This window comes from Hypericibacter adhaerens (assembly GCF_008728835.1).
Classification (GTDB): Bacteria; Pseudomonadota; Alphaproteobacteria; order Dongiales; family Dongiaceae; genus Hypericibacter; species Hypericibacter adhaerens.
This window is the reverse complement of record NZ_CP042582.1, coordinates 3,565,586-3,586,806: the sequence shown is the minus strand read 5'-3', so window position 1 is coordinate 3,586,806 and position 21,221 is coordinate 3,565,586. Positions and strand designations below refer to the sequence as shown.

The following is a 21,221-nucleotide window of genomic DNA, read 5'->3' as shown; positions in this document are numbered from 1 at the left end:
GATAGATCCTGAAACGTCGCAGAATTCGAAGCGCGCGAATTTTCCTTTGAAATCATAAGCGAAAAATTTTGACGGCTCGATGGTCGGGCTTTGACCGTCAGAAGAAATATTTTGCGCTTATAAATCAGCGCGTTACGATGCATTGAGAGAATCGAGTGGGAGTGAGGGGCATGCGCATGTCGTGCGTCATAAAAGCCCTAATGGAATGATTCGCAACGGTGCTATCTCGCACTGACTTAGTTCGAGCAACGCTCGGATAGTCATCTCAGCGCTCGAAGAAAGATGTGAGCCGTGCCTGAATCTCTAACGGGAGCCGAGGTATGTCTTCTTTGATGGCGGCTATGTACTGTGGGCCGCGATACCTGTGAGCTAGGTAACCTAAAACCTCCGAGACAATGTCAGCGTTCAATGCTGTTACAAGCAAATCCACGGGGGGCCAGACAGACTCAACAAAGGCGTCTACCAATGCCTCTCGTGCGGTTCTGCAGCGGTCCCAATCATAGAACAAAAATATGGATAGCAAATTGGGGGTGCTCGTGCCTTTCGCGAGCTCCGCATATGCTATCGGGAAGGCAGCAATTATGAGAGGGCTAACCTGTGCATTCCGGTGACGTAGTGCGTACGGTAAAAGCAATTCCGCGGCTCTCGTTTGCGCGGGCATGCCCCAACTGCCGCTCTCTCTAAACAGTTGTGCGAGAGCCTCTATGGCGGCGGGGTGCGGCATCGCGCCGTAATGGTGAACCGTCCGGTCTGCTAGCAGGTCGATCTGCTCTAGTACATATCCTTTAACATCCGGAGCTGCGCGCGCCAAAAGCACCAAATTTGCGCTTAGTGTAGCAGAGGAACCGGAAGTTGCGGCCGTGATTAGATCGGCCGGTTGCACTGATCTAGCGCCGAATACAAGTGCAGCAGCAGATAGATTTTCGGCAAGTGTATCAGAATGACTGAGAGCCAACCTTAATGCTCTGCTCGATAAATCCTGACGCTGTTTGCCTCTTAGCTTTGGCAAAATGGCGACAGCCGTTTCCAATATTTGTTGCGGCGAATAGGCGCCAAGTAGGAGTAGCCTCGCAATAGAACTTTCATGGAATGAAAGTAAATGTAGCAGACGTCCGGCGATCTCTTCATCCATGAGAACATCTTGAACAGTCCGATCGTCCGATTGATTCAAGACAGACTGCAGAATTCGAAATCTTCTCTGGGCATTGAAATGGGAGCTGGAAATCAACCACCGAACGTCATGCAGTGAGAATCGGAGTGTGTTGGTGAGAAAGCGATCAGAGTTAGGGCTTTCTTCGAAGGACAATACTAAATCTCGTAATGCTCGCATTGCCTCGCTTGACCGTGCAGATCGCCAGAGAGGTGCGTCAAAAGCTTCGCAGGAGAAGCCATTGCTATGTCCAATTCTCGACACACTATCTAAGAGTTCATAGAGATCGCTATCCTCAACTAATGCGCTCAGTATCGCAGCTTGCTCGTTGTTATTCATCCGAGGGATTAAACGAATTCGAGCGCGGTTGCGCAGAAATTTGTCGGGAATCCGAAGTGCCCGAATAACAGCTTTCTGTACAATCCCCTCCGGCCATTCGGTTATTAACGACAAAATGGCGCGAGCGAATGAATCATTGCTTGAAACGAGCCGCAGAAGCGTGCCCGCGGGCAGCCGCTCTAGTAGATCTCTAAATTTTTCGTGACCTGAGTCGCTAGCAAGGCCAGCGGCTAGGCCCGCACAGAGAATTCGAGGGGTCTGACGACCGGCGGCATCTTGCTTACTCAGTAGTGCGCTAGCCGCACCTGGATCTGCCGAAGCCAGTTTAGTAGCAGATAACACAACCTTACGCAGGATGCTCAACTGTACCTTGTATTGTTCAAATTTGCCAAGAAGAGATACCAAAAAGGTCCACGCTTCCTCCGCGGATTGGACAACGATCGCCACTTCTATAGCGTGGTTGACGACCGATGCGATGGGCAATGGTAAAGCGGGCAAGGATTGTCGTTGCGATTGCAAAATATCAAGCATACCCAGCACTGCCGTTGGCGATGTTGCTGATTTTTCGGCAAGCTCATTCCAGAGTAAGGACAAGCGGATTACTGATTCATCGCCGCGTCGATCAGAGTCTAAGATACCTAAAGCGTCAATATTTGCTAAGTTCGGATGGCTACCCGTGAAGATTTTCTCGGCCATTATTAAAGTCCATCTATGGCGGGGGGCCCCTATTGCCGTTGCCATCTCTATCCGCCGGCCCTTCCAATCCGAGAAGCGGGAACGCGCACCTTTGGGAGCAAACAGCAAGTCAAAGGGCTTTCCGTTTACGCTCCTCGATGCAAGAGCCATTGTACATATCGAAAAATTTCGTCGCATACCGCCCCAAAGAGCAGTCAATAACCTTTCTGCTATCAGCTCAGCTTCGGCAGCATCGAGCATTAATACTGGTTGGCGCACTTCAAGAAACAAAGCTTCGACCAGCTCAGGCATCCGAGGATCGCGTACGGGTGGCAGGTCCGTCGTGACTAGTTGCTGTATGACGATCGGCGATGCTGGAGCTCGGCGCTTGATAGGCAGGAGTTGGCGTGCAATTTCTCGTATCGATTGGGCATGCACCCAGTCGAACATAGGCACGAGTATGCTTCTTGTGAGGACGCAACCTGCTCGTGGAGCTTCGAGGTCCTGCCAAGTCCTCGCTATCACATAGTGAGAACGGCTCGGCAAGGGGTACATTGTTAGATAAGGGGAAAATCGCTCGCCAGGTGACAATGGCCCGGATATGTCTGACAAACGGTCGACAACATCCTGATCGTCAGCAGGCAATACAATGGTTCCTGCAAGCAGCTGGTGACCGTGATCATACCCGTGGACCTGCTGAGGATAAGCAAGTGCACTCATGGTCAATCTTGCTGGCCGTTGATGAGCCATGCCATAGGGAGGCTTAAATCATTAACGACTCTCGGGCCGTCTATAGTCTCCGTCACCACGAACCCAGATTTGGTAGTGTCATTCCGAAGATATTCACGCCGAAAATTCTCGTCCACAAAATCGCCACCAACAACACTGACTCCGAAGATCTGGACGTCCAGTCTTTCTTCACCTTGTAGGCGGCCAGCAAAAAGAGGAAACTCTGAACGCAAGTAAGCGAAGGGACCTCTGGCGGCAATTTCGCTGTCCAGCCGGTCCCACGCCGAGACAATCACAGCCACTTTTGGCTTTGAGCCATTGTCGTGGGCCCTCAGCTTCAGCGCGAGGAATCGAATTAGCTCGCACATGATTACTTGGGTGGGGGTCTTATCCTGGTCAGGGATAAGCATGGCCTCGCTTCTGAGGAGGCTTCGGGTGGTAACCCAGTCCAACGGGCTCACATTCAAATCAGAATGAACGCGAACAAATAGCAGCGCACCACTAGATTTTTCGAGTTCATCCATCCACTCCGGAGATATCTCGAAAGTCTCTACTGCTTTGTTCCAAAGCTCGCCCGACACATCCGGCACAATCGCTTCTACCACATCATTGGGCCCCCCATCTGCCATCCGGATGGGGATGAGTATGTCCTTGCGCAACGCTTCCAGAGCCTTATCAGAACGTGGCGCAAATGCTCCTCTGTGAAGATGCGCCAGAACTTCTTCAAGGTATTGGACGTTGTCAGGCATAGTTGGGCACACAAGTTTTCCTCGCTTGCTGCGAAGGGCCTCCCACAGGCGAGCCAAATAGTTGGTCTTACCCGAATCAGGCAGCCCAACGAGTATGACGGATCTTGAGTTCATGAATGTACGCTTCTAAATTTTAGAAGCTGGCGTTCGCCGCCGTGATCCGTCGCGTCAGGCCAAAACGCAATGCTCACCGGTTCTACTACTAGTAAGCCATCTAAAAGTTCCGAAAGGCCACTACCCGGCGCGACTGCGTCGTCTTCAGAGAACGATGCAATTTGTATGAGCCTTATCGAAATTCCGCGATGGCTCGCGTCATCAAAGAGATTGGCAAAAGCATGTGGGGGCAATACGCCCTTGTCTCGCCGAGTGACGACAACTGTAATAGGTGGAACACGCGGCGACAGAAAGACGGCAATCCGCTCTAGGAGCATTGCCATGCGGTGCCGAGTATGCTGCCTAGTTTCATCATTGGCCATCTCGAGGCCATCGACCATAATCCAGATAGCGTCTGCTCCCTTAAGGAACTCCAACCTATCCACGCGATTGGAATCTATAAGTTGTTCCGACCACTCACCGGGTAAATCAGGGAGTAGCAAGTCAGCACGTTTGCTGTCTTGAATGCGTTCAATCCGGAGATGAATAAAGCCAGCGAGCCTTTCGCTCGGTAACTCGGTATGGGTCGTAAACTCACTTGGTGGGTTGTGTTCGCTCCAGCGCCGCGCTCCCCGGCTAATCTGCTCCAAGGCCATTAAGGTTTGACTGTCGCGGAACTCATAGCCCGAAAGCTTGTTCGTCGCGAGCAAGAGATAAAGGCTGACAATTGCCGCAGTCTTGCCCGCGTTAGGAGAGCCCAGAATTCCAACGACGGTGCCATAGGTTCGGTGTGTGAGAGTTGCCATCTCTTCGGATGAAAGAGTGACACTGGCAGGAAATTTTGGTCGTGATGCCGGCTGCGAAAGCTGTGGGGCAATTTGATCTCTTATTGCGGTGTCCGCACTTTGCTCGATTATTCGGTTTGGGCACGAGTCCGGGTCATCGTTCAGCAGGCATCGACCCGTCTGCGCGACCGTGCAATCTTTCTGGAGGCAGCCGGCTACCATTGTCAGTAAATCGCCTCAGGGGCAATTATTGTGGAAAGGTGGAGAATTGTGCTTTCCACAAAGGCCCGACTGGCCCACTCGCGAAGCGGTCGCTTTAACTTTGCGCCCGGAGCCTTCGTGTGACCTGTCGCAAGCAACGAGAGCACCACAAAGACGTTGGGAAAAGTCGCGACCCGAGCATTCTTGGAATGAACTGCAGCGAGCTTTTCTCTGCTAGCACCAAGAGCAGCAACCAACTCTGATGCTGTTAGCTTTGCGCTCTCCGAGACACCCCTTAGTACGATGTGCTTGTGCGCTTCCGCTGGTAGCCGTCGCAGCAAGCCTCCTCCTTCGATTCCTGCGGCTAAAGCACTTGCCACTGATTCCGCCTTGCTGAAGGCGGATCCCAAGGATGTGCTCCAATCTCCGAGAACCCACCAAAGAAGCTCTAACTCCTCGCGATCAAGCGCAGCGTTCGTCCGGAGTGCGTTAATCGTTTTTTCTGTGCCCGCCTTAAAGTCTTCGTCAAAGCGGGACAACTCTTCTTCTGCGAGCGACACGGAGAACTCAGGAACGAGTGCTCTTCGTCGGCCCGATGTCGCGGAGTTAGAAACGAGAGTTCTAGCTGTCTCTAAAACATCCGAGCGTAAAGCTTCAAGCTTTGGTTCTGAACGTGGAGGTTGAAACGAAAATCCCAACCAGAGTGACACCGCTAGTAGATCGTTGGTGGAGTAAGTTATAGAGCTCGGAGAAGCACCTCCTATTACAGCATTAGCCGCAGCAAGAGCGCAAACTAACATCTGGAGCTCTTCGCTATCTCTCACAAATGATTGGCTCTGGTTCTGGAGCGCCGCTTCAACCATGGCAGCCAAACTTGTGGGCATTTGCTCCTTTGAGCCCGTGGCGGTGACTAAGTCAGCAGCCATTTGCAGAATCTCGTCAACGCTGCGCTTCTTTCTAAAACCGTCAGAAAGCTCTTTGATCGCCGCACCCCGCTTTTCTACAAAGTCGTCTGTCGGGTTTGCATCGAAAATGCGAACGCAAGTTGCAGTGTTTAGCATAGCCGGGCCCCTACTTCGGTCTATTCTCTATCGTTCTTGCAATACATTCTTCGACTTCGCGAATTCGTCCTTTTCGACTCAATGTATCAAGAGCTCTGCGTTCTATCGAGTGAGTAAGAGGCTCAGCCCAGTCGGTGGGAAGTGCGCCTAGCTTAACCAGAATTGCCAGACGCTCGCTGCTCGTCAGATCTCGGAAGAAGCGGAGCAGAAGGAGTGGATACTCTACTGGCACAGGTTCAACTGCCTCTGCTACAGGCCGGTCCCCGATCTGCTCGGCCGCGCTAGCGGTTCCTGTTTCCTTGAGCGAAGATGGTGCTCCACCCGGCTGGCGTGTCGACAAGGATCGAAAGTGTGGGCATCCGAGCAGGAACCGGCGATGGTCTCCCCCGAGACTTCCAACGTCCTCTCTAAACTCCTTCTTGTTATCATTCCAGGCTCTGGGGTGTATCGCAACCCTTAGACTATCGCTTCGTTCGTCCCATTCGAATTCGATTATGTTGTAAGTATATGTATAAATTTCATCAGCAGTGGGAGGTATTGTCGCGCCGGCTGCCAACATCATTAGATCCTGACCTTCTTCGATCTGATCTACATGGACGGCAGGCTTGTGCTCGTGCCCAGAGATGAATACGCGAGCGCGGCTGCGGACATATTTCCGTGCATCCACAGAATCCCGCAGCCAATTCAGAGGGTGATGGCAAAGCACTATCAACTCTTGGCCAGGTTCCTTAGGAAGTACTCTCTGCCGAGCTCCCAGAAGTAGAGAGCCCGCTTTGTCCTTACCAGAGCAGACTAAAGCGGAGTTGAGGCCAATGAACCGCAATAGGCGATTTGGCGCGACTTCGACGACCCTGTTGCTTGCGAGGCCGCCCGATCGATCTAGCGAGCAGTTGTAACCTTCAGCGAACGGCCGATAAGCCGCAAATCGAGCGTAAAGCAGTTCTCGATCCTGCTCGTTTGCTAAGTAGGTGTCGAGTTCAGCTTCACCGTTCTCGATGATTGTGCCCAGCATTAGCTTTGTGGCTGGAGAGATCCGCGCTAGGTCAATGTCGTGGTTGCCAGGTACCACTTGAATACTGGTGATGTCGCAACCCGCTGCATTAGCCACCCTGTCTAACCAAGCGCCAGCGGCGGTATATTCCTCTACTTTACCCGCATAGGCTATGTCGCCAGTTACTATGATGCCATTGGCACGCCTCTGTGGTAGTGCAGCCATGGCAACGGTGACGTCTTCAATTAGACGCTCCTTTGCGTCATTATGGATAACAACCTCGCCCCCCTTTTCCTGGCCGAAATGAATGTCGGATAAGTGGATATATGTGATTGACACGGGGCGTGTGCTCCTAAGCACCAATTTGTATAGCACAATCTCAACTGTGCGTTGAGATGTCTAGGTTTAATGGCGCTCAGCCATTGGTTGAATGGGGCCAGCTAAGGCCGAATTGCCAACAAAGTTGCGGGATCTAGTTCGACATCGGGCTGTTGTCGGAATAGACAGCACCAATCGGGCTTACGGGCAGCTCCACAGCGCCAGTGCGCACTATGATTGGTGATGAGAGCGGCCCACGGCTTAGCTCGATAGCAGGGGTGATCCCGCCGCCATCCAGCAACCGGCGGTTCCACTCGCGCTCGACACTCCGCCCCGACGCTCCGCCATTGTCCCGCCTTCAAAAAACACAGCCCCCTCGCCCCGCGCCCCTCTAGAGAACCTCCTGCGGAAGTCTAGTTGTGTCGGAAGGGCCGTCATGGCCTCCTTCTCTCGTCGAGCTTGTCGGCCCATCGGCGGGAGAGAGTGCGCAAGAACACAACAGAAACAGAATCTGAGGGAGATCGACCATGAGCGCGGATCGTGACGATATCCATGACGGGCTTGATCTTTTGGCCACCCGCCGCCGCGTGCTGCAGGCAGCACTCGGCGCCGGCGGGGCCGCCGCCCTGGGCGCGGGCGCGCTGGGCGCCTTCCCGCAATTGGCCGCCGCGGCGGCCGGCAAGGCGGGCAACTTCCCCGAGCACAAGGAATGGAAATTCGTCTTCGTCAATCACGTGACGACGAACCCGTTCTTCGTGCCCACCCAGTACGGCATCGCCGATGCCTGCGCGCTGATCGGTGCCACCTACCAGTGGACGGGCTCGCCGAAATCCATCGCCTCCGAGATGGTCAATGCCATGAACACGGCGATCGCCGCCAAGGTCGACGGCATCGCGGTCTGCCTGGTCGACCTCCAGGCCTTCAACGAGCCGGTGAAGAAGGCGCACGCGGCCGGCATCCCCGTCTTCGCCTACAACGCCGATGCCAAGGGCAACACGCGGCTCGCCTATATCGGCCAGGATCTCTATCTCGCCGGCCGCGCGCTGGGCGAGCGCATCGTCAATCTGGTGGACGAGGGCGAGGTGGTCGGCTTCATCGCCACGCCGGGCCAGCTCAACATCCAGCCGCGCCTCGACGGCGCCGCCGACGCGATCAAGGCCTCGGGCAAGACGATCAACTTCACCCAGATCGCCAGCGGACCGACAGTCAACGAGGAGGTGTCGCGCGTCGACGCCTATTATGCCGGCCATAACGACGTGAAGGGCATGTTCGCGGTCGATGCCGGCAGCACCATGGCGGTCGCCAAGGCCATGGAGAAATATGGCTTGCACGAGAAGGGCGTGCGCGCCGGCGGCTTCGATCTCCTGCCCGAGACGCTCGACGCCATCGACAAGGGCCATCTCGATTTCACCATCGACCAGCAGCCCTATCTGCAGGGCTTCTACACGGTGCTGGAGATGGCGCTGTTCCAGCTCTCGGGCGGCCTGACCGGCCCCGCCGATATCAATACCGGCCTCAAATTCATCACCCAGGACAGCGTCCAGCCCTACCTCAAGACGCAGAGCCGCTACGAAGGCAATTCGGACGCGCAGAAGCTGATCGAGCGCTCCGGCCCGATCGGTTGAGGAGCCCGGCGATGGGCGAGGACGCCCCCGGCCGGCATCAATCGGCCCGGCCCTCCCCGGCGGGTGAGCGCCCACCCCCGGCCGCGTCTGCGGCCGGGGCGGGCACCGCACCGCCGCGTCGCGCGGCGAGCCGGATCGCGTCCGCCGTCTTCCGTTACCGCGAGGCCGGCATCGTCATCGCCGGCCTGCTGCTGGTGATCTATTTCCAGTCCTCCAGCGCGGCCTTCCTGTCGCTGGCCAATCTCGAGAACCTCGCCCAGTTCACCGCCTCGACCGCCATCATCGCCGCCGGCCTGGTGCTGGTGCTGGTCTGCGGCGAGCTCGATCTCTCCGTGGGCATGGTCTATGCGCTGGCGCCCTTCGTCATGTTCTTCGCCGCCCAGGCCGGCGCGCCGATCGGGCTGGCGCTGATCGCCGGGCTCGTCGCGGCGGCGCTGGTGGGGGCCGCCAACGGCCTCGTCACCACGCTGCTGCGGCTGCCGTCCTTCGTCACCACGCTCGGCATGCTGTTCCTGATCAACGGCTTCACGCTCACCATCTCGGGCGGCTATCCGGTAAGCCCACAGGCGGGCGCGCTCTTCACGCAGGCCTTCGGCGGCAATGCCTGGGCCCAGCTCGCCTGGGCGGTGGCGGCGGCCCTCGGCCTGCAGTTCGTGCTGAAGAAGACGCGCTGGGGGCTGCATACGGTCGCCACCGGCGGCAACCCCACCGGGGCGGCCGAGGTCGGCATCAAGCTCAAGGTCGTGAAGACCGGCAATTTCATCCTCTGCAGCACGCTCGCGGGCTTCGCCGGCATCCTCGACGCCTTCCGCATCGGCTCGATCGATCCGCTGGCCGGCGGCAACGAGATCATGTTCGCCGCGATCGCCTCGGCGGTCATCGGCGGCACGCTCCTGACCGGCGGGCTCGGCACCGTGATCGGCGCCTTCCTCGGCGCGCTGGTGCTCTCGATCCTGAAGGACGGCTTCACGCTGCTCGGCGTCAGCGCCTTCACCTTCGACATGATCCTGGGCGCCGCCATCCTGGTGACGATGGCGGTGAACATCCATCTGAGCCGGCTACGGAACTAGAGCGTTTCCCGATCCGGTGGGATCGTGAAACGCTCCAGAGTCATTTGTTTGGTCGCATTTTCTACGGCGAACCGGTGGCCACTTCACCGGAAAATGCTTCAAGGAGGCGGATGATGGAACCGGTCGTTCCCCGCGAGCTGCTGCGCGCCGAGCATATCGCCAAGCGCTTCGGCCAGGTGACGGCGCTGCGCGACGTCAACCTGCGCCTCGATCGCGGCGAGGTGCTGGGGCTGCTCGGCGACAACGGCGCCGGCAAATCCACTCTCATCAAGATCTTCACCGGCTATCTCCAGCCCACCAGCGGCCAGCTCTCCCTGGAGGGCGTGCCCACGAGCTTACGCTCGGTCTCCCATGCCCGCAGCCTGGGCATCGAGGCGGTCTATCAGGACCTCGCCCTGATCAACGAGCTCAACGTCTATCGCAACATGTTCCTGCAGCGCGAGGCGGTGCGCGGCGGCCGGCTCGGCATCCTCGACGACAAGGCCATGCGGCGCGCGGCGATCGAGCATCTCGAGCGCATGGGCGTGCGGATCCCCTCGGTCGATGTGGAGGTGTCGCGGCTCTCGGGCGGCCAGCGCCAGGCGATCGCGGTCGCCCGCTCGGTCTACCAGAAGGCCAAGATCCTGCTGCTCGACGAGCCGACGGCCGCAATGGGCGCCAAGGAATCGGCCCTCATCCTCGACGTGATCCAGCAGCTCAAGGCCGAAGGCCAGATGGGCATCGTCATCATCGCCCACAACTACGCCCAGATCTTCGACGTCTGCGACCGCATCAACCTGGTCGAGGGCGGCGCCATCACCTTCGACAAGCCCACGCGCGAGACCTCCGTCCAGGAACTCACCGACCTCGTGGTCCGCGAATACCGGAATGCGAGGAGGAGCGGAAAGGGGGGATGACGCCTCTCTTCAATCCTTGTCTTCAATCCCTGCTGAATCCCCTCCCCCCTTGAGGGGGAGTTTAGGGTGGGGGGTGAAGGACGCGATACCAGGGGCGCCTCCCCTTTTCTTTCCTCTTCACCCGCAATCCCCCTTCGCCCTGCGGGCTACGGAGGACAGGAGCGGAGATCGGGCAGGGCCTGCCCTCCGTAGCCGGCAGGGCGAAGGGGGTGAGGGGGCCTCGATGCCGAGCGAGATGCCTGAACGCGGGATCTTTCCTGCGACAGCCCCCTCACCCTACCCTCTCCCCCACGGAGGTGGGGGAGAGGAAGAGAACAATGGTGACAACGCGCGATGCGAAGGACGCGCCTTTCTCTTTCGTCGCCGCCCGCATTCGCGGGGATGACGGACGCATGAACGCGCCGTTGATCGGCGCCGGCCCCGTCGGGCGCCTTCGCCGGTTGCGCCGCTCGGAGCTGCCCGAAGACACGGTCGATCTGGCGCGGTTCCTCGTCGGCAAGCTGCTGGTTCGCGATCGCCGCGGCGTCAGGACCAGCGGCCGGATCGTCGAGACCGAGGCCTATCCGGTGGGCGACGAAGCCGGCCACGCCTTCATCGGGATGACCGCCCGCAATCGTTCTCTCTTCCTGACGAGAGGGCACGCCTATGTCTATTTCATCTACGGCTCGTCCTATTGCTGCAACGTGTCGTCCGAGCGGCGGGGCATCGGAGGCGGCGTGCTGCTGCGGGCCCTGGAGCCGCTGGAGGGAGTATCCGTGATGCAGCGCCGCCGCGGGACGGCAGGGCTGGCGGAACTGGCCAAGGGTCCGGGACGGCTCGCGGCCGCGATGGCGATCGACCGGCGCTGCGACGGCATCGACCTCTGTGCCGCCGGACCGCTCTGGCTGGGCGCGGACGAGCGGCGCGCGCCCCGTCCCTCGCGGAGCGTTCGCATCGGATTGACGAAGGAAGCGCACCGTCGGCTTCGCTTCTACGAGCGCGGCAGCGCCTATGTCAGCGGCCCGCGCGAGCTACGCCGGTAGCGTTCAGGACGGTCCCTCGCGCTTCCAGGCCGGGGGCTGCCGGTGGCGGGTGCATCGCGCCCGATTTGCTCTCCGTCGCCCGGGATGTGCCGGCGAACTCCGGACGGCACTACCTGGCCGCGCGGACGCGTTGCCGGTCCGGGTAGGACTTCGTGAACTTGAACGCGCCGACGAGGGCGAGAACGGTGATGACGATTCCGACGGACCGCGGTATGTCGGGGACGTAAAGCATCAGCAGATCGGCGACGACCATCGCCGCGAAAGCCAGCGCCCAGGCCGCGGTGATGACATAGTTGGTGCGAACGAAGACCGGGCTGTCCCAGAGATCGCGGCTCACCTGCTCGCGGGCATATTGCAGCGTGAACGGCGTGCGGAGCGCGATCGACAGCAGCACGATTATCAGCAATCCGCTGTCGACCACCAGGCGAACCCCGACGATCGACCAGACGGGGGCGGCGACGAACGTATAAAGCGCCAGGCCGCCAAACAGAATGAACGTCCCGATCTCGAGAATCTTCGGGCTGTGGCCGGCACTCAACCGATCGCGGACGAGCAGCCCACCGGAAACGACGGCGCCGGCTATCATGCCCTCGGCGGAGCCGATCAGGCGGTCGACGACGGCAAAAACGATGAAAGGGGCGAAGGCCAATAGGAGATTCATTTTGGCGTCCTTGTCGGCGGGCGCAGGCCCTGGATGAAAATTGGCGCAGCAGATCTTGAATCCAGCCTCTTCTGCCGGCCCAGGCGCGGATGCGCGGCAACGGAATATCTCGGCAGGGCGGATACCGGCACCCGGCCGACGGCCCTGTGTCATTTCAAATGTCGACGGGCAAGGGCCTGCTTCAAAGCCGGATGCTGCAGGCTCATGCCCGTCCCATGACGGTCACGGCAGTGTCCGATAGTTTGTAGACGGCGTCGTGCCCGTCACAAAGCCGGAAATCGATAATATCCGCGGCATCCGTCGAGGGGCGGGGCAGCCTTTCGCTCCCCGCCGTACCTGACTCGCCGGTCCGGACGACGGCGGCAAAATCCCGGTTATGGCGGCGCCGGCGCTCTCGGCCGGGCGGGACAGGACGCTTCGCCAACCCGTCGAACCCGATCTCTCCGGCGGCAGCCCGCAGCCGGCGTTCGGCTTGTCGCGTCCGTCCTTGATTTCGAGGACGGCCCCCGTCCGCTCAACCGGGCATGCTGTCGAATTGCGGCATGTCGAGCGGCTTCGCCCATTTCAGCCGGCGCTTGGTGAACATCTCGAGCCGGGGTTCGATCAGCTCGGGCCGGTCCAGGCTCCCCAGCGTCACGAAAACGAGGCCGGGGAAGCTCTCCAGATTGCTGGTGAACAGCCGGGCGCCGCAGTCGGGGCAGAAGTTGCGGTCGAGCCCCTTGCCGGATTCCGCCACATAGTGGAACGGCTTCGGCCGCCCGCTGAGCAGCGTGAAATCCTCCTGCGGGACGGCGAAGAACGTGGCCATCTCGCCCCCCGAGGCCTTCTTGCAGTCCCGGCAATGGCAGTTGGCGATGAAGTCCGGGTCCTTGTCGAACGCGAACGTCACGGCACCGCAGGCGCACCGACCCGTGTATTTTTTCGCCATCTCCCCCGTCTCCCTGTCCATCGGCCCTGCATCAAGCCCGGCGGAACGCCCGCCATTGGACCTCACCATCGTTTCCGTTCGATGAGATAACACCTCGGTCTCATCGCGTATCTTCGCTCGCGCCCCGATCTTCGGCGCCCGGCTATTGCGGCGCCGCGAGGATCTCCATCCTCATCACCTTGACGCCGCCCTCGGCGAGCCCGGGAAGCCTGGCGAACCAGTCCTTCACATAGGGCATCGCGTTATGGGCCTCGAAATCCTCCCGGTCGGCGAAGATCTCGTAGAAGATGAAATGGCCGGGGGATTCGCGATCCTCCTGCAGGAAATAGACGAGGTTTTTCGGGTCGCCGCGGACCTGGGCGATCAGCGGCAGGGTGACCGCGCGCAGCTCGGCTTCCTTGCCGGGCTTGGCTCTCACCTCGGCGACGATGGAGTAGGCCCCCTGCGGCACCTGGGCATAGCCTTTGCCCGGCCCCTCCTGCGCCAGGACCGGGCCCGCGCCCGCGACGGCGGCGAGGGCCGCCAGCAGGGAAAGCCCCAGGCCCGGTCGCATCGTCTTGATCATGGCGGGCTGCTCCTTGCGGTTCGGAGGGTTCATGGGGGTTGGCCTTCGCGTCGCATCAGCCATTGTTCGAGGCGAGCATGCGCCGGCGGGTATCCAGCGCCGCCTGGAAGGTCTTCTTCACCGGGCCCAACGCCTGCACGAACTCGAGCTGCTCGCCTTCCGGGCCCTTGCAATAGATCAAGGCCCAGCCGTTCGACTTGCCCTGGGTGATCTTGTTGGTGTTGGCCTCGAGCGGTGCCGCCTGGCGCTCCTCTTCCGACGTCACCGTGATCGTGCGGTTGGCCTTCACCTGGGTCATGCCGCGGCGCGCCGATTCCGCCTCGAGGTCGTGGATGAACTTGTTGAAGTCGACATCGTCGCGAATATAGAAGCAGATATGCATCGAGCGCGGATAGGCGGGGCTCATATGATCGCGCGGCTCGGCCCAGCTGTCCCCGTTGCCCATCGGCTGCCCCGCGTCGCGGTATTGCAGAAGCTCGATCACGACATTGTCGAACTGCACGAAGCGGACATCGAGCCGCTGCCCGCCGCCTTTCAGGTCCGGGACGCCGATCGTCCGCGGGTTGACCTTGCGTTCCCGGGCGAGGATCTCCTGGTCGGTCATCAGGGTGTTGTGGATCTTCTCGCCCTGGAAATCGCCGTCGCGCATCACCTCGTTGCCGCCGAGCACCTCGGTGTAGAACGCGAAGGCGCGATCCATGTTCTGGACCGTGACGCCGAAATGCTGCACGCCCTGGAGCCGGGCGCCGAGCGCCGCGTTGTCGAGGTCCGCCGTGACGGCGGCGGGGGTCGGGTTCGCGGCGTCCTGGGCCAACGCGGGAGCGCCCGTCGCGAGGGCGGCCGCCGCGATGCCGCCGATCGCAGCGCCTCCGGCCGCGCGCAGGATCTCCCGGCGGTCGGGGTCTGCCAACCCGTGGGCGTCGCTGAGTTCGTCGGACATGTTCATCTCCCTTGATCTGGCCGCGCCGGCATGCGCTTCGGCGCGCCCGAATCCTTACGCGGGACGGGGCGCCGCCGGGCGTTAAGACTGGTCAAATTCGGTAAATCGCGGTCGTCGCATCGACCGGGCCTGCCGGAGAACGGCGGCGGCTTGCGGCCGTCGTCAAGGACGGCTGCGTGGCGGCAGGGTCACCCCTCGATGCGCTTGAGCCATGTCAAGGTGGCCGCGCGTCGGAGCCGGTAAGAAAAAGGGACCTTGCTGCTGCGGAAAAGGAACCCGACCGATGACCGATGCTTCATCAGGAAAGGGCGCCCTGCGCCCGATCGAATTGCCGCCGCCGGCCGAGGGTCCTGCGCTGTCTCTCCACGAGGCGGCCGCGCGGCGCCGCACGACCCGCGAGATCGCGGCGACGCCGCTGACGCCGGCCCAGCTCTCGAACCTCCTCTGGGTGGCCTGGGGCGTGAACCGCAAGACGGGACCGTTCGGGGCGCCGGGGCGGACGGCGGCCTCGGCCAGCAACTCGCAGGAGATCGATCTCTATGTGATGCTCGATGCGGGTGCCTATCTCTATGACGCGGCTGCCCACCGGCTCGATCCCGTCGCGGCCCTCGACCTGCGGTTCGGCGCGATCGGCCACCGCCAGGCCGTCCGATCGAAGGCGCCGGTCCAGCTCGTCTATGTCGTCGATCTGCACCGCCTGACCCACACCGCCGGCTTCGAGGAACCCGGGCTGCACGATCCGGAGGTCCAGAAGTCCTATTACTTCGTCGATACGGGCCTCATTGCCGGGAATGTCTATCTGTTCGCGGCCGCCCATGGCCTGGCCTGCTGGTTCCACAATTGCGACAAGACGAGCCTGACGAACCTCCTGGCCTTGCGGCCAGAGCAGAAGCCTCTGTTCGCGCAGTCGATCGGCTGGCCCGCGGCGGCCGATCGGTGAGCGGATCGACGACGCGATCGAACTCCTTCCGCCGATCGCCGGCCGGCTGTTCTTCCGCGGTCGCGGTCCGGTGAAGAGCGGCGGGGGCACCAGTTTCGCTTGATATTGTTCCCTATTTGTTCTAAAATAAAATTTGGCCCCAGCCCGCAGCGATCAGGCAAGGGCGCCTGATTCTTGCCTGATACGGTCCTGTTCCGAGCCTGTTTTTCGAGCGCCCCATAAACTGATTGTTGTTTGAAAATGACTTTTTTCCAACGAGCTGGAGAATACAGACGCCGGCTGATTCCTGAAAAGGCCCTGTTCTCAGGCGAACCCCTAAAACCCCACGGGAGGAAGTGAAATTCATGACCGCCCGGAAGGGCCGATCGGGTCACCCTGTGCCGCTCAGCCACCAGCGCAGAAGCGCACTGACCGCCGCCAGGGCCAGGACGCTCGCCGTCCAGATCGCGACGAACCAGGCGAGACGCCGCCACAGGGGAGGCGATGACGTCATGGGTCAGTGGTAACCGTGGGTGTCGACCTTGCCGCGGAAGACCCAGTAGGCCCAGCTCGTATAGGCGACGATCATCGGCAGGACGATCACAGCGCCGACCAGCAGGAACAGCTGGCTCTGCGCCGGGGCGGCGGCCTGCCAGATCGTCACGCTGCGCGGCACGATATGGGGATAGATGCTGACGCCCAGCCCGATGAAGCTCAGGAGGAAGATCGCCAGCGCCATCAGGAAGGGCAGGTAGTCGCGCCCGCGCCGCAGGCTCCAGAAGAACACGGCGGCCACGATCGCCGTCAGCAGCGGCACCTGGGCCGTCACCAGCACGCCCGGCGTCACGAACCAGCGGCGCCAGTAATCCTGGGTGAGGAAGGGCGTCGCCAGGCTGACCGCCACGAGCGCCGCCAGCGTCGCGATGCCGAGCGCGAAGGCGAGGCGCCTGGCATGGGCCTGCACCGCGCCGTCGGTCTTCCAGACCAGCCAGCTCGAGCCGAGCAGCGTGTAGCCGATCACCACCGAGATTCCGGTCAGGAGGGTGAAGGGGCTCAGCCAGTCGAGCCAGCCGCCCGCATAGGCATCGTTCTCGACCTTGATGCCCTGCAGGATCGCGCCGAGCGTGATGCCCTGCGCCAGCGCGGCGACGGTCGAGCCCAGGCTGAAGGCGATGTCCCAGTAGCGGCGATGGCCGGGATCGCGCCAGCGGAATTCGAAGGCGACGCCGCGGAAGATGAGCCCCAGCAGCATCGCGATCATCAGCGGGTAGGTCGCCGGCAGGATGATCGAGAAGGCGAGGGGGAACATGGCCATCAGCCCGCCGCCGCCGAGCACCAGCCAGGTCTCGTTGCCGTCCCAGACCGGCGCGATCGTGTTCATCGCCCGGTCGCGCTCCTCGCCGACGGCGAGCGTCGGGAACAGGATACCGAGGCCGAGATCGAAGCCGTCCATCACCACATAGGCGAAGACGGCGAAGGCGATGATGAAGGCCCAGACGGTGGGGAGGTCGAGATCGACGGTCATCGGCTCACCTCCGCTGCAGGTCGGGCTGGGGGAGGGCGGCGGCGGGCGTGATGCCGGCGGCGCGGCGCGGCGTGGGCCGCGGCTCGCGCTCGCCGCGCTCGGGCGCATGGGCCATCAGCCGCAGAATGTAGTAGACCCCGGCGCCGAACACGAGGAAGTAGACCAGCACGAAGGCGAGGAGCGAGGTCGCGATCGCGGGGGCGGCCAGCGGCGAATGCGATTCCGCCGTGTGCAGCTGGCCATAGACCGTCCAGGGCTGGCGCCCGACCTCGGTCGTGACCCAGCCCGCGATCACCGCGACGAAGCCGGCCGGGCCCATGGCCACGGCGGCCCGGTGCAGCCAGGGCCAGTCATAGAGCTTGCGCCGCCAGCGCGCGACGAGGCTGAACAGCCCGAGCCCGAGCATCGCGAAGCCCAGCGCCACCATGATGCGGAACGACCAGAACACGATCGGCACCGGCGGCCACTGGTCGCGCGGGAAATCCTTGAGGCCCGGCAGCGGCGCGTAAGGATCGTGCTTGAGGATCAGCGATCCCAGATGCGGCAGCTCGATCTTCGCCTTGACCCGGCCCTCCTCGTTGCTCGGCAGCCCGAACAGGATGAGCGGCGCGCCCTCGGGGCTGGGATCGTAATCGCCCTCCATCGCCAGCACCTTGGCGGGCTGGTGCTCGAGCGTGTTGAGCCCCTGGGTATCGCCGGCGAGGATCTGCACGGGCGCCACCAGCGCCGCCATCCACATCGCCATCGAGAACATCTTGCGGACGCCGGGATTGTCGCGCCCGCGCAGCAGGTGCCAGGCGCCGACGCCGCCGACCGCGAGCGCGGTCGTCAGGTAGGAGGCGATGACGGTGTGGACGAGCCGGTAGGGAAAGCTGGGGTTGAAGACGATCGGCAGCCACGAGCCGGCCGGCACGAACTGGCCGCGTTCATTGATAGCGAAGCCGACCGGCGTCTGCATCCAGCTGTTCGCGGCCAGGATCCAGGTGGCGGAGATCAGCGTGCCGAGCGCCACCATGCAGGTCGCGAAAAAGTGCAGCCCCTTGCCGACCTTGGAGATGCCGAACAGCATCACGCCCAGGAACCCCGCCTCGAGAAAGAAGGCGGTGAGCACCTCATAGGCCATCAGCGGTCCGATCACCGGCCCCGCCTTGTCCGAGAACACCGACCAGTTGGTGCCGAACTGGTAGGACATGACGATGCCCGAGACGACGCCCATGCCGAAGACCACGGCGAAGATCTTCATCCAGTAGCGGTAGAGGTTGGCATAGACGCCGCTGCCGGTCTTCAGCCACAGCCCCTCGAGCACCGCCAGATAGCTGGCCAGCCCGATCGAGAAGGACGGGAAGATGAAGTGGAAGCTCACCGTGAAGGCGAACTGAGCGCGGGCAAGAATGACGGGATCCAGATGGTCGAACATCATTCCCCTCCAGACGGGCAGGCCCCGCTCTCGCGTTCAGGCGACGATCGCAAATCCATGCCGGGGCCGATCCGCCGGAAAGCCGGCGACGCGGCGACGGTTCCGGCGCAGACGGAGGATCCTTCCCCAGGCGGGGCCGAGGATAGGAAACCGCAGGGCAAAATCTTGTCTATCCTTGCTCCCGAATGACGGTCCTTCCGTCGTCGAAGGCCGGACGCCGCCGGCAACCGGCCAGATTGGGCCGAACCTGCGACAGAAAAGACAGTGACGAACCGGCAACGCGGGCCCTTGGCGGAAAGCGCCGCGCGGCCCCGCCGCGGCCACCATCCGGCAGTGTCACGGGATCGATGAGATTTTTCAACCGCAAGCCTGAAGCGCCCGCGAGCGGGCCGGAAGGGCAACCGCGGTGCCCGCGGGCGAAATCCCGACCGCGATCCCGGCGGGCTTTGTCCCTTGAATCAAGACCGTAGCGCGGTACCGGCGGCAATCTTGACGGTGCTCGCAAAAGCTGCAGCGGCGCTCATCTCGGCAAGGAGCCGGGCGGCTTGCGTCGTCCGCGGCGCGGGGTCGGGCTATTTGCGCCCGGCGCTGCCGGCCTCGGTACCGCCGGCCTTGGCGCCGCCGCGCGTCGGCCGGCGCACGGCCCTGACCTTGCCGCTCTTGCCGCCGCCGCAATAGAAGCGGTCGCCGCCGTCGGCCTCGATCCCCGACACCATCGTGCCCGGCGGCAGATCGAGCTGCTCCAGCACCTCGCCCGATTTCGGATCGATATGCCGGAGACCGCTCTCGTCGCCTTCCCAGGTGCCGTGCCAGAGCTCGCCCTCGACCCAGGTGACGCCGGTGACGAAGCGGTTGGAATCGATGGTGCGAAGAACCTTCCCGGTCTCGGGATCGACCTGGACGATCTTCCGGTCGCGGTATTGCCCGACCCAGAGCGACCCCTCGGCCCAGGCGAGCCCCGAATTGCTGTCGCCGGGGGCCGGGATCGTGTGGAGCACCCGGCCCGTCTTGGGGTCGATCTTCTGGATGCGCTTCTCGGCGATCTGATAGAGATGCGTGCCGTCGAAGGCCGTGCCCGCATAGGCCTTGACCTCGATCGAGCGCGCCAGCCGGCCGCTCGCGGGATCGAGCGCGTTGATCCGGTCGCCCGAGGCGAACCAGACCTGCCGGCCGTCGAAGGTCAGCCCATGCACGGCCTCGATGCCCGGAAAGGGTCCGTACTCGCGGATGATCTCGGCGGCGGAGCGTTTCATGGCGTCACCTTCACGGGTTCTTGCGGACGGGCCTCGTATTCGAGGGTCGAGCCGGTTTCCGATCGTTTCGGCCGCTCGAGACTCTAGCCGCCGGGCAGCGGCGCCGGGAGTAACAAAGCGGTCGTGAATGCGGGGAGCGGCGGCGTCATCCAGCGCCGCGCCCGCGCCCGGCCCAGCGCCTGCACCTTGCCCTCCGCCGCCAGCGCGTCGAGCGCCCGCTGCACGCTGCGCTGGCTCGTCCCCAATGCCAGCGCCAGGGCCGAGCTCGACCAGGCCTCGCCATCGGCGAGGAAGGCGAGGACGGCCGCATGCGCCTCCTCGCCGGGCGGCGCCAGCAGCACGACCTCCCGGGCGCGACGGGGCGCCAGCGCGAAGCCCTGCTTCGTGGCGCTGAGATGGGCCAGGGGGCGCAGCATCGCGCGCAACCGTCCGATCTCGACCCTGAGCCGCGCGCGATGCGATTCGTCGGCGTGCTTCGCGCCGAAGGCCCGCGCGAGCAGCGTCTCACGCGCCACGTCGCCCGGCCAGGCCTCGGCCAGCGCGCCGGCGAGCGCGAACAGCACGGGCCGCGTCGCCAATGAGACCAGCTTGTCGCCTTCGCGTACGGCGCGGCGGCAGGCATCGACCACGAGCGCCTTGGAGGCCAGCAGCGTTTCGACCTCCGCGAGCCGGAGCGGTCGTTCCCCGCCGCGCGCGATCCGGCGCGCCGCGGGCGCCTGGAGCAGCCGCTGGGCGCTCTCGACCTCCGCCGTCAGCGCCGGGATGCCGGCCTGGCGCGCGGCGCGCTCGGCTTTCGCGAGCGCGGCACGCGTTGCCCTGGCCTGGAGGCGGCGCATCGCGATGCCGGCGACGACCAGCTCATGGGCGGCCCTGAGCGCGGGCGGGAAGGGGGCGGGGTCGAGGCCTTCGAGCTTGCGCTCGGCCTCGTCGAGGCGCCCGATCAGGAGCAGGCGCCGCACCTCGAGATAGCGCGCATGGGCGGCGTTCGCGCGGTCGCCTTGCGCCTCGAGCAGAGCCCGCGCTGCTTCCAACGTCTTCGCGGGCCCGTTGAGGTCGCGCGCGGCGAGCGCCACCTCGGCCTCGGCGACGACGCAGCGCGCGCGGGCCACGGCCTCTCTCGGCCCGAAGCCGCGCGCCGCCTTCCGCAGGAGAAGCTTCGCGCGCGCGAGGTCGCCGAGCTGCGCCATGGCGATGCCGCGCAGCGCCAGCGCCGGCGCGTCCTCGCGCAGCGCCACGAGATTGAGCGCGCCGAAGGGATCGCCCGCCGCCAGCGCGCGGGCCGCGGCCGTGATCAGCGAGTCCATCGGTA

General features: G+C 62.6%; 19 protein-coding genes and 1 pseudogene. 5 read left to right on the top strand and 15 right to left on the bottom strand.

Annotation, left to right across the window (positions count from 1 at the left end):
• Positions 1–265 precede the first annotated feature (265 nt).
• From FRZ61_RS15855 to FRZ61_RS15835, 6 genes and pseudogenes are all read right to left on the bottom strand, one after another.
• Complete coding sequence (locus tag FRZ61_RS15855; protein WP_151118658.1) at positions 266–2,476, bottom strand: hypothetical protein; 2,211 nt, start codon at positions 2,474–2,476, stop codon at positions 266–268.
• A 150-nt stretch (positions 2,477–2,626) separates the two neighbouring features.
• Positions 2,627–2,884, bottom strand: a pseudogene (locus tag FRZ61_RS26940) (GAP1-N1 domain-containing protein); the annotation flags it as partial.
• A 2-nt stretch (positions 2,885–2,886) separates the two neighbouring features.
• A complete protein-coding gene (locus FRZ61_RS15850) occupies positions 2,887–3,756 on the bottom strand; it encodes a TRAFAC clade GTPase domain-containing protein (protein WP_151118657.1) in 870 nt (289 codons plus the stop codon).
• Positions 3,753–4,742 (bottom strand): TRAFAC clade GTPase domain-containing protein, encoded by a 990-nt coding sequence (locus tag FRZ61_RS15845; RefSeq protein ID WP_151118656.1) that lies wholly within the window; start codon positions 4,740–4,742, stop codon positions 3,753–3,755. Before FRZ61_RS15845 ends, FRZ61_RS15850 begins: the two co-directional genes overlap by 4 nt.
• A 2-nt stretch (positions 4,743–4,744) precedes the next feature.
• Positions 4,745–5,782, bottom strand: a complete 1,038-nt coding sequence (locus FRZ61_RS15840; protein ID WP_151118655.1) for a GTPase-associated system all-helical protein GASH — start codon at positions 5,780–5,782, stop codon at positions 4,745–4,747.
• A gap of 10 nt (positions 5,783–5,792) precedes the next feature.
• A complete protein-coding gene (locus tag FRZ61_RS15835) occupies positions 5,793–7,112 on the bottom strand; it encodes a metallophosphoesterase (protein WP_191909050.1) in 1,320 nt (439 codons plus the stop codon).
• Positions 7,113–7,618: 506 nt separating this feature from the next.
• On the opposite strand from FRZ61_RS15835, the gene FRZ61_RS15830 reads away from it, so the two are divergent.
• From FRZ61_RS15830 to FRZ61_RS15815, 4 genes are all read left to right on the top strand, one after another.
• Positions 7,619–8,716: a sugar ABC transporter substrate-binding protein gene (locus FRZ61_RS15830; RefSeq protein WP_151118653.1), complete on the top strand. Its 1,098-nt coding sequence runs from the start codon at positions 7,619–7,621 to the stop codon at positions 8,714–8,716.
• 11 nt (positions 8,717–8,727) lie between these two features.
• The gene (locus FRZ61_RS15825) at positions 8,728–9,786 is read left to right on the top strand and encodes an ABC transporter permease (protein ID WP_151118652.1); all 1,059 of its coding nucleotides are present in this window, start codon (positions 8,728–8,730) and stop codon (positions 9,784–9,786) included.
• Positions 9,787–9,899: 113 nt separating this feature from the next.
• Positions 9,900–10,682 (top strand): ATP-binding cassette domain-containing protein, encoded by a 783-nt coding sequence (locus FRZ61_RS15820; protein ID WP_151118651.1) that lies wholly within the window; start codon positions 9,900–9,902, stop codon positions 10,680–10,682.
• Between the two features lie 392 nt (positions 10,683–11,074).
• Entirely contained in the window at positions 11,075–11,704 is a 630-nt protein-coding gene (locus FRZ61_RS15815; RefSeq protein ID WP_151118650.1) for a DNA-3-methyladenine glycosylase, read from the top strand.
• 109 nt (positions 11,705–11,813) lie between these two features.
• Here FRZ61_RS15815 and FRZ61_RS15810 read toward each other — a convergent pair whose 3' ends face one another.
• From FRZ61_RS15810 to FRZ61_RS15795, 4 genes are all read right to left on the bottom strand, one after another.
• On the bottom strand, positions 11,814–12,365 hold the full coding sequence (locus tag FRZ61_RS15810; protein WP_151118649.1) for a hypothetical protein: 552 nt from the start codon (positions 12,363–12,365) through the stop codon (positions 11,814–11,816).
• A gap of 514 nt (positions 12,366–12,879) precedes the next feature.
• A complete protein-coding gene (locus FRZ61_RS15805) occupies positions 12,880–13,293 on the bottom strand; it encodes a GFA family protein (RefSeq protein WP_151118648.1) in 414 nt (137 codons plus the stop codon).
• A 142-nt stretch (positions 13,294–13,435) separates the two neighbouring features.
• A complete protein-coding gene (locus FRZ61_RS15800) occupies positions 13,436–13,858 on the bottom strand; it encodes a putative quinol monooxygenase (RefSeq protein WP_225308828.1) in 423 nt (140 codons plus the stop codon).
• Between the two features lie 55 nt (positions 13,859–13,913).
• Entirely contained in the window at positions 13,914–14,798 is an 885-nt protein-coding gene (locus FRZ61_RS15795; RefSeq protein WP_151118647.1) for a VOC family protein, read from the bottom strand.
• Positions 14,799–15,081: 283 nt separating this feature from the next.
• On the opposite strand from FRZ61_RS15795, the gene FRZ61_RS15790 reads away from it, so the two are divergent.
• The gene (locus FRZ61_RS15790; protein WP_191909049.1) at positions 15,082–15,738 is read left to right on the top strand and encodes a nitroreductase family protein; all 657 of its coding nucleotides are present in this window, start codon (positions 15,082–15,084) and stop codon (positions 15,736–15,738) included.
• A gap of 370 nt (positions 15,739–16,108) precedes the next feature.
• Here FRZ61_RS15790 and FRZ61_RS15785 read toward each other — a convergent pair whose 3' ends face one another.
• From FRZ61_RS15785 to FRZ61_RS15765, 5 genes are all read right to left on the bottom strand, one after another.
• A complete protein-coding gene (locus FRZ61_RS15785; RefSeq protein ID WP_151118645.1) occupies positions 16,109–16,231 on the bottom strand; it encodes a DUF2474 family protein in 123 nt (40 codons plus the stop codon).
• Positions 16,232–16,234: 3 nt separating this feature from the next.
• Positions 16,235–17,242 carry a cytochrome d ubiquinol oxidase subunit II gene (cydB, locus tag FRZ61_RS15780; protein WP_151118644.1) on the bottom strand — a complete coding sequence of 336 codons (1,008 nt, stop codon included), beginning with the start codon at positions 17,240–17,242 and terminating at the stop codon, positions 16,235–16,237.
• Positions 17,243–17,246: 4 nt separating this feature from the next.
• Positions 17,247–18,659 (bottom strand): cytochrome ubiquinol oxidase subunit I, encoded by a 1,413-nt coding sequence (locus FRZ61_RS15775; protein ID WP_151118643.1) that lies wholly within the window; start codon positions 18,657–18,659, stop codon positions 17,247–17,249.
• A gap of 572 nt (positions 18,660–19,231) precedes the next feature.
• On the bottom strand, positions 19,232–19,912 hold the full coding sequence (locus tag FRZ61_RS15770; RefSeq protein ID WP_151118642.1) for a Vgb family protein: 681 nt from the start codon (positions 19,910–19,912) through the stop codon (positions 19,232–19,234).
• 83 nt (positions 19,913–19,995) lie between these two features.
• On the bottom strand, positions 19,996–21,216 hold the full coding sequence (locus FRZ61_RS15765; protein ID WP_151118641.1) for a helix-turn-helix domain-containing protein: 1,221 nt from the start codon (positions 21,214–21,216) through the stop codon (positions 19,996–19,998).
• Positions 21,217–21,221: the final 5 nt, after the last annotated feature.

What these genes read in the sequence shown, in the direction of transcription:
- FRZ61_RS15765 (WP_151118641.1), bottom strand. Translation starts at nt 21,216, where the DNA reads ATGGACTCGCTGATCACGGCCGCGGCCCGCGCGCTGGCGGCGGGCGAT.
- FRZ61_RS15790 (WP_191909049.1), top strand. Translation starts at nt 15,082, where the DNA reads ATGACCGATGCTTCATCAGGAAAGGGCGCCCTGCGCCCGATCGAATTG.
- FRZ61_RS15785 (WP_151118645.1), bottom strand. Translation starts at nt 16,231, where the DNA reads ATGACGTCATCGCCTCCCCTGTGGCGGCGTCTCGCCTGGTTCGTCGCG.
- FRZ61_RS15825 (WP_151118652.1), top strand. Translation starts at nt 8,728, where the DNA reads ATGGGCGAGGACGCCCCCGGCCGGCATCAATCGGCCCGGCCCTCCCCG.
- FRZ61_RS15855 (WP_151118658.1), bottom strand. Translation starts at nt 2,476, where the DNA reads ATGCCTGAGCTGGTCGAAGCTTTGTTTCTTGAAGTGCGCCAACCAGTA.
- FRZ61_RS15820 (WP_151118651.1), top strand. Translation starts at nt 9,900, where the DNA reads ATGGAACCGGTCGTTCCCCGCGAGCTGCTGCGCGCCGAGCATATCGCC.
- FRZ61_RS15775 (WP_151118643.1), bottom strand. Translation starts at nt 18,659, where the DNA reads ATGTTCGACCATCTGGATCCCGTCATTCTTGCCCGCGCTCAGTTCGCC.
- FRZ61_RS15840 (WP_151118655.1), bottom strand. Translation starts at nt 5,782, where the DNA reads ATGCTAAACACTGCAACTTGCGTTCGCATTTTCGATGCAAACCCGACA.
- FRZ61_RS15795 (WP_151118647.1), bottom strand. Translation starts at nt 14,798, where the DNA reads ATGTCCGACGAACTCAGCGACGCCCACGGGTTGGCAGACCCCGACCGC.
- FRZ61_RS15850 (WP_151118657.1), bottom strand. Translation starts at nt 3,756, where the DNA reads ATGAACTCAAGATCCGTCATACTCGTTGGGCTGCCTGATTCGGGTAAG.
- FRZ61_RS15770 (WP_151118642.1), bottom strand. Translation starts at nt 19,912, where the DNA reads ATGAAACGCTCCGCCGCCGAGATCATCCGCGAGTACGGACCCTTTCCG.
- FRZ61_RS15815 (WP_151118650.1), top strand. Translation starts at nt 11,075, where the DNA reads ATGAACGCGCCGTTGATCGGCGCCGGCCCCGTCGGGCGCCTTCGCCGG.
- FRZ61_RS15800 (WP_225308828.1), bottom strand. Translation starts at nt 13,858, where the DNA reads ATGATCAAGACGATGCGACCGGGCCTGGGGCTTTCCCTGCTGGCGGCC.
- cydB (WP_151118644.1), bottom strand. Translation starts at nt 17,242, where the DNA reads ATGACCGTCGATCTCGACCTCCCCACCGTCTGGGCCTTCATCATCGCC.
- FRZ61_RS15805 (WP_151118648.1), bottom strand. Translation starts at nt 13,293, where the DNA reads ATGGCGAAAAAATACACGGGTCGGTGCGCCTGCGGTGCCGTGACGTTC.
- FRZ61_RS15845 (WP_151118656.1), bottom strand. Translation starts at nt 4,742, where the DNA reads ATGGTAGCCGGCTGCCTCCAGAAAGATTGCACGGTCGCGCAGACGGGT.
- FRZ61_RS15810 (WP_151118649.1), bottom strand. Translation starts at nt 12,365, where the DNA reads ATGAATCTCCTATTGGCCTTCGCCCCTTTCATCGTTTTTGCCGTCGTC.
- FRZ61_RS15830 (WP_151118653.1), top strand. Translation starts at nt 7,619, where the DNA reads ATGAGCGCGGATCGTGACGATATCCATGACGGGCTTGATCTTTTGGCC.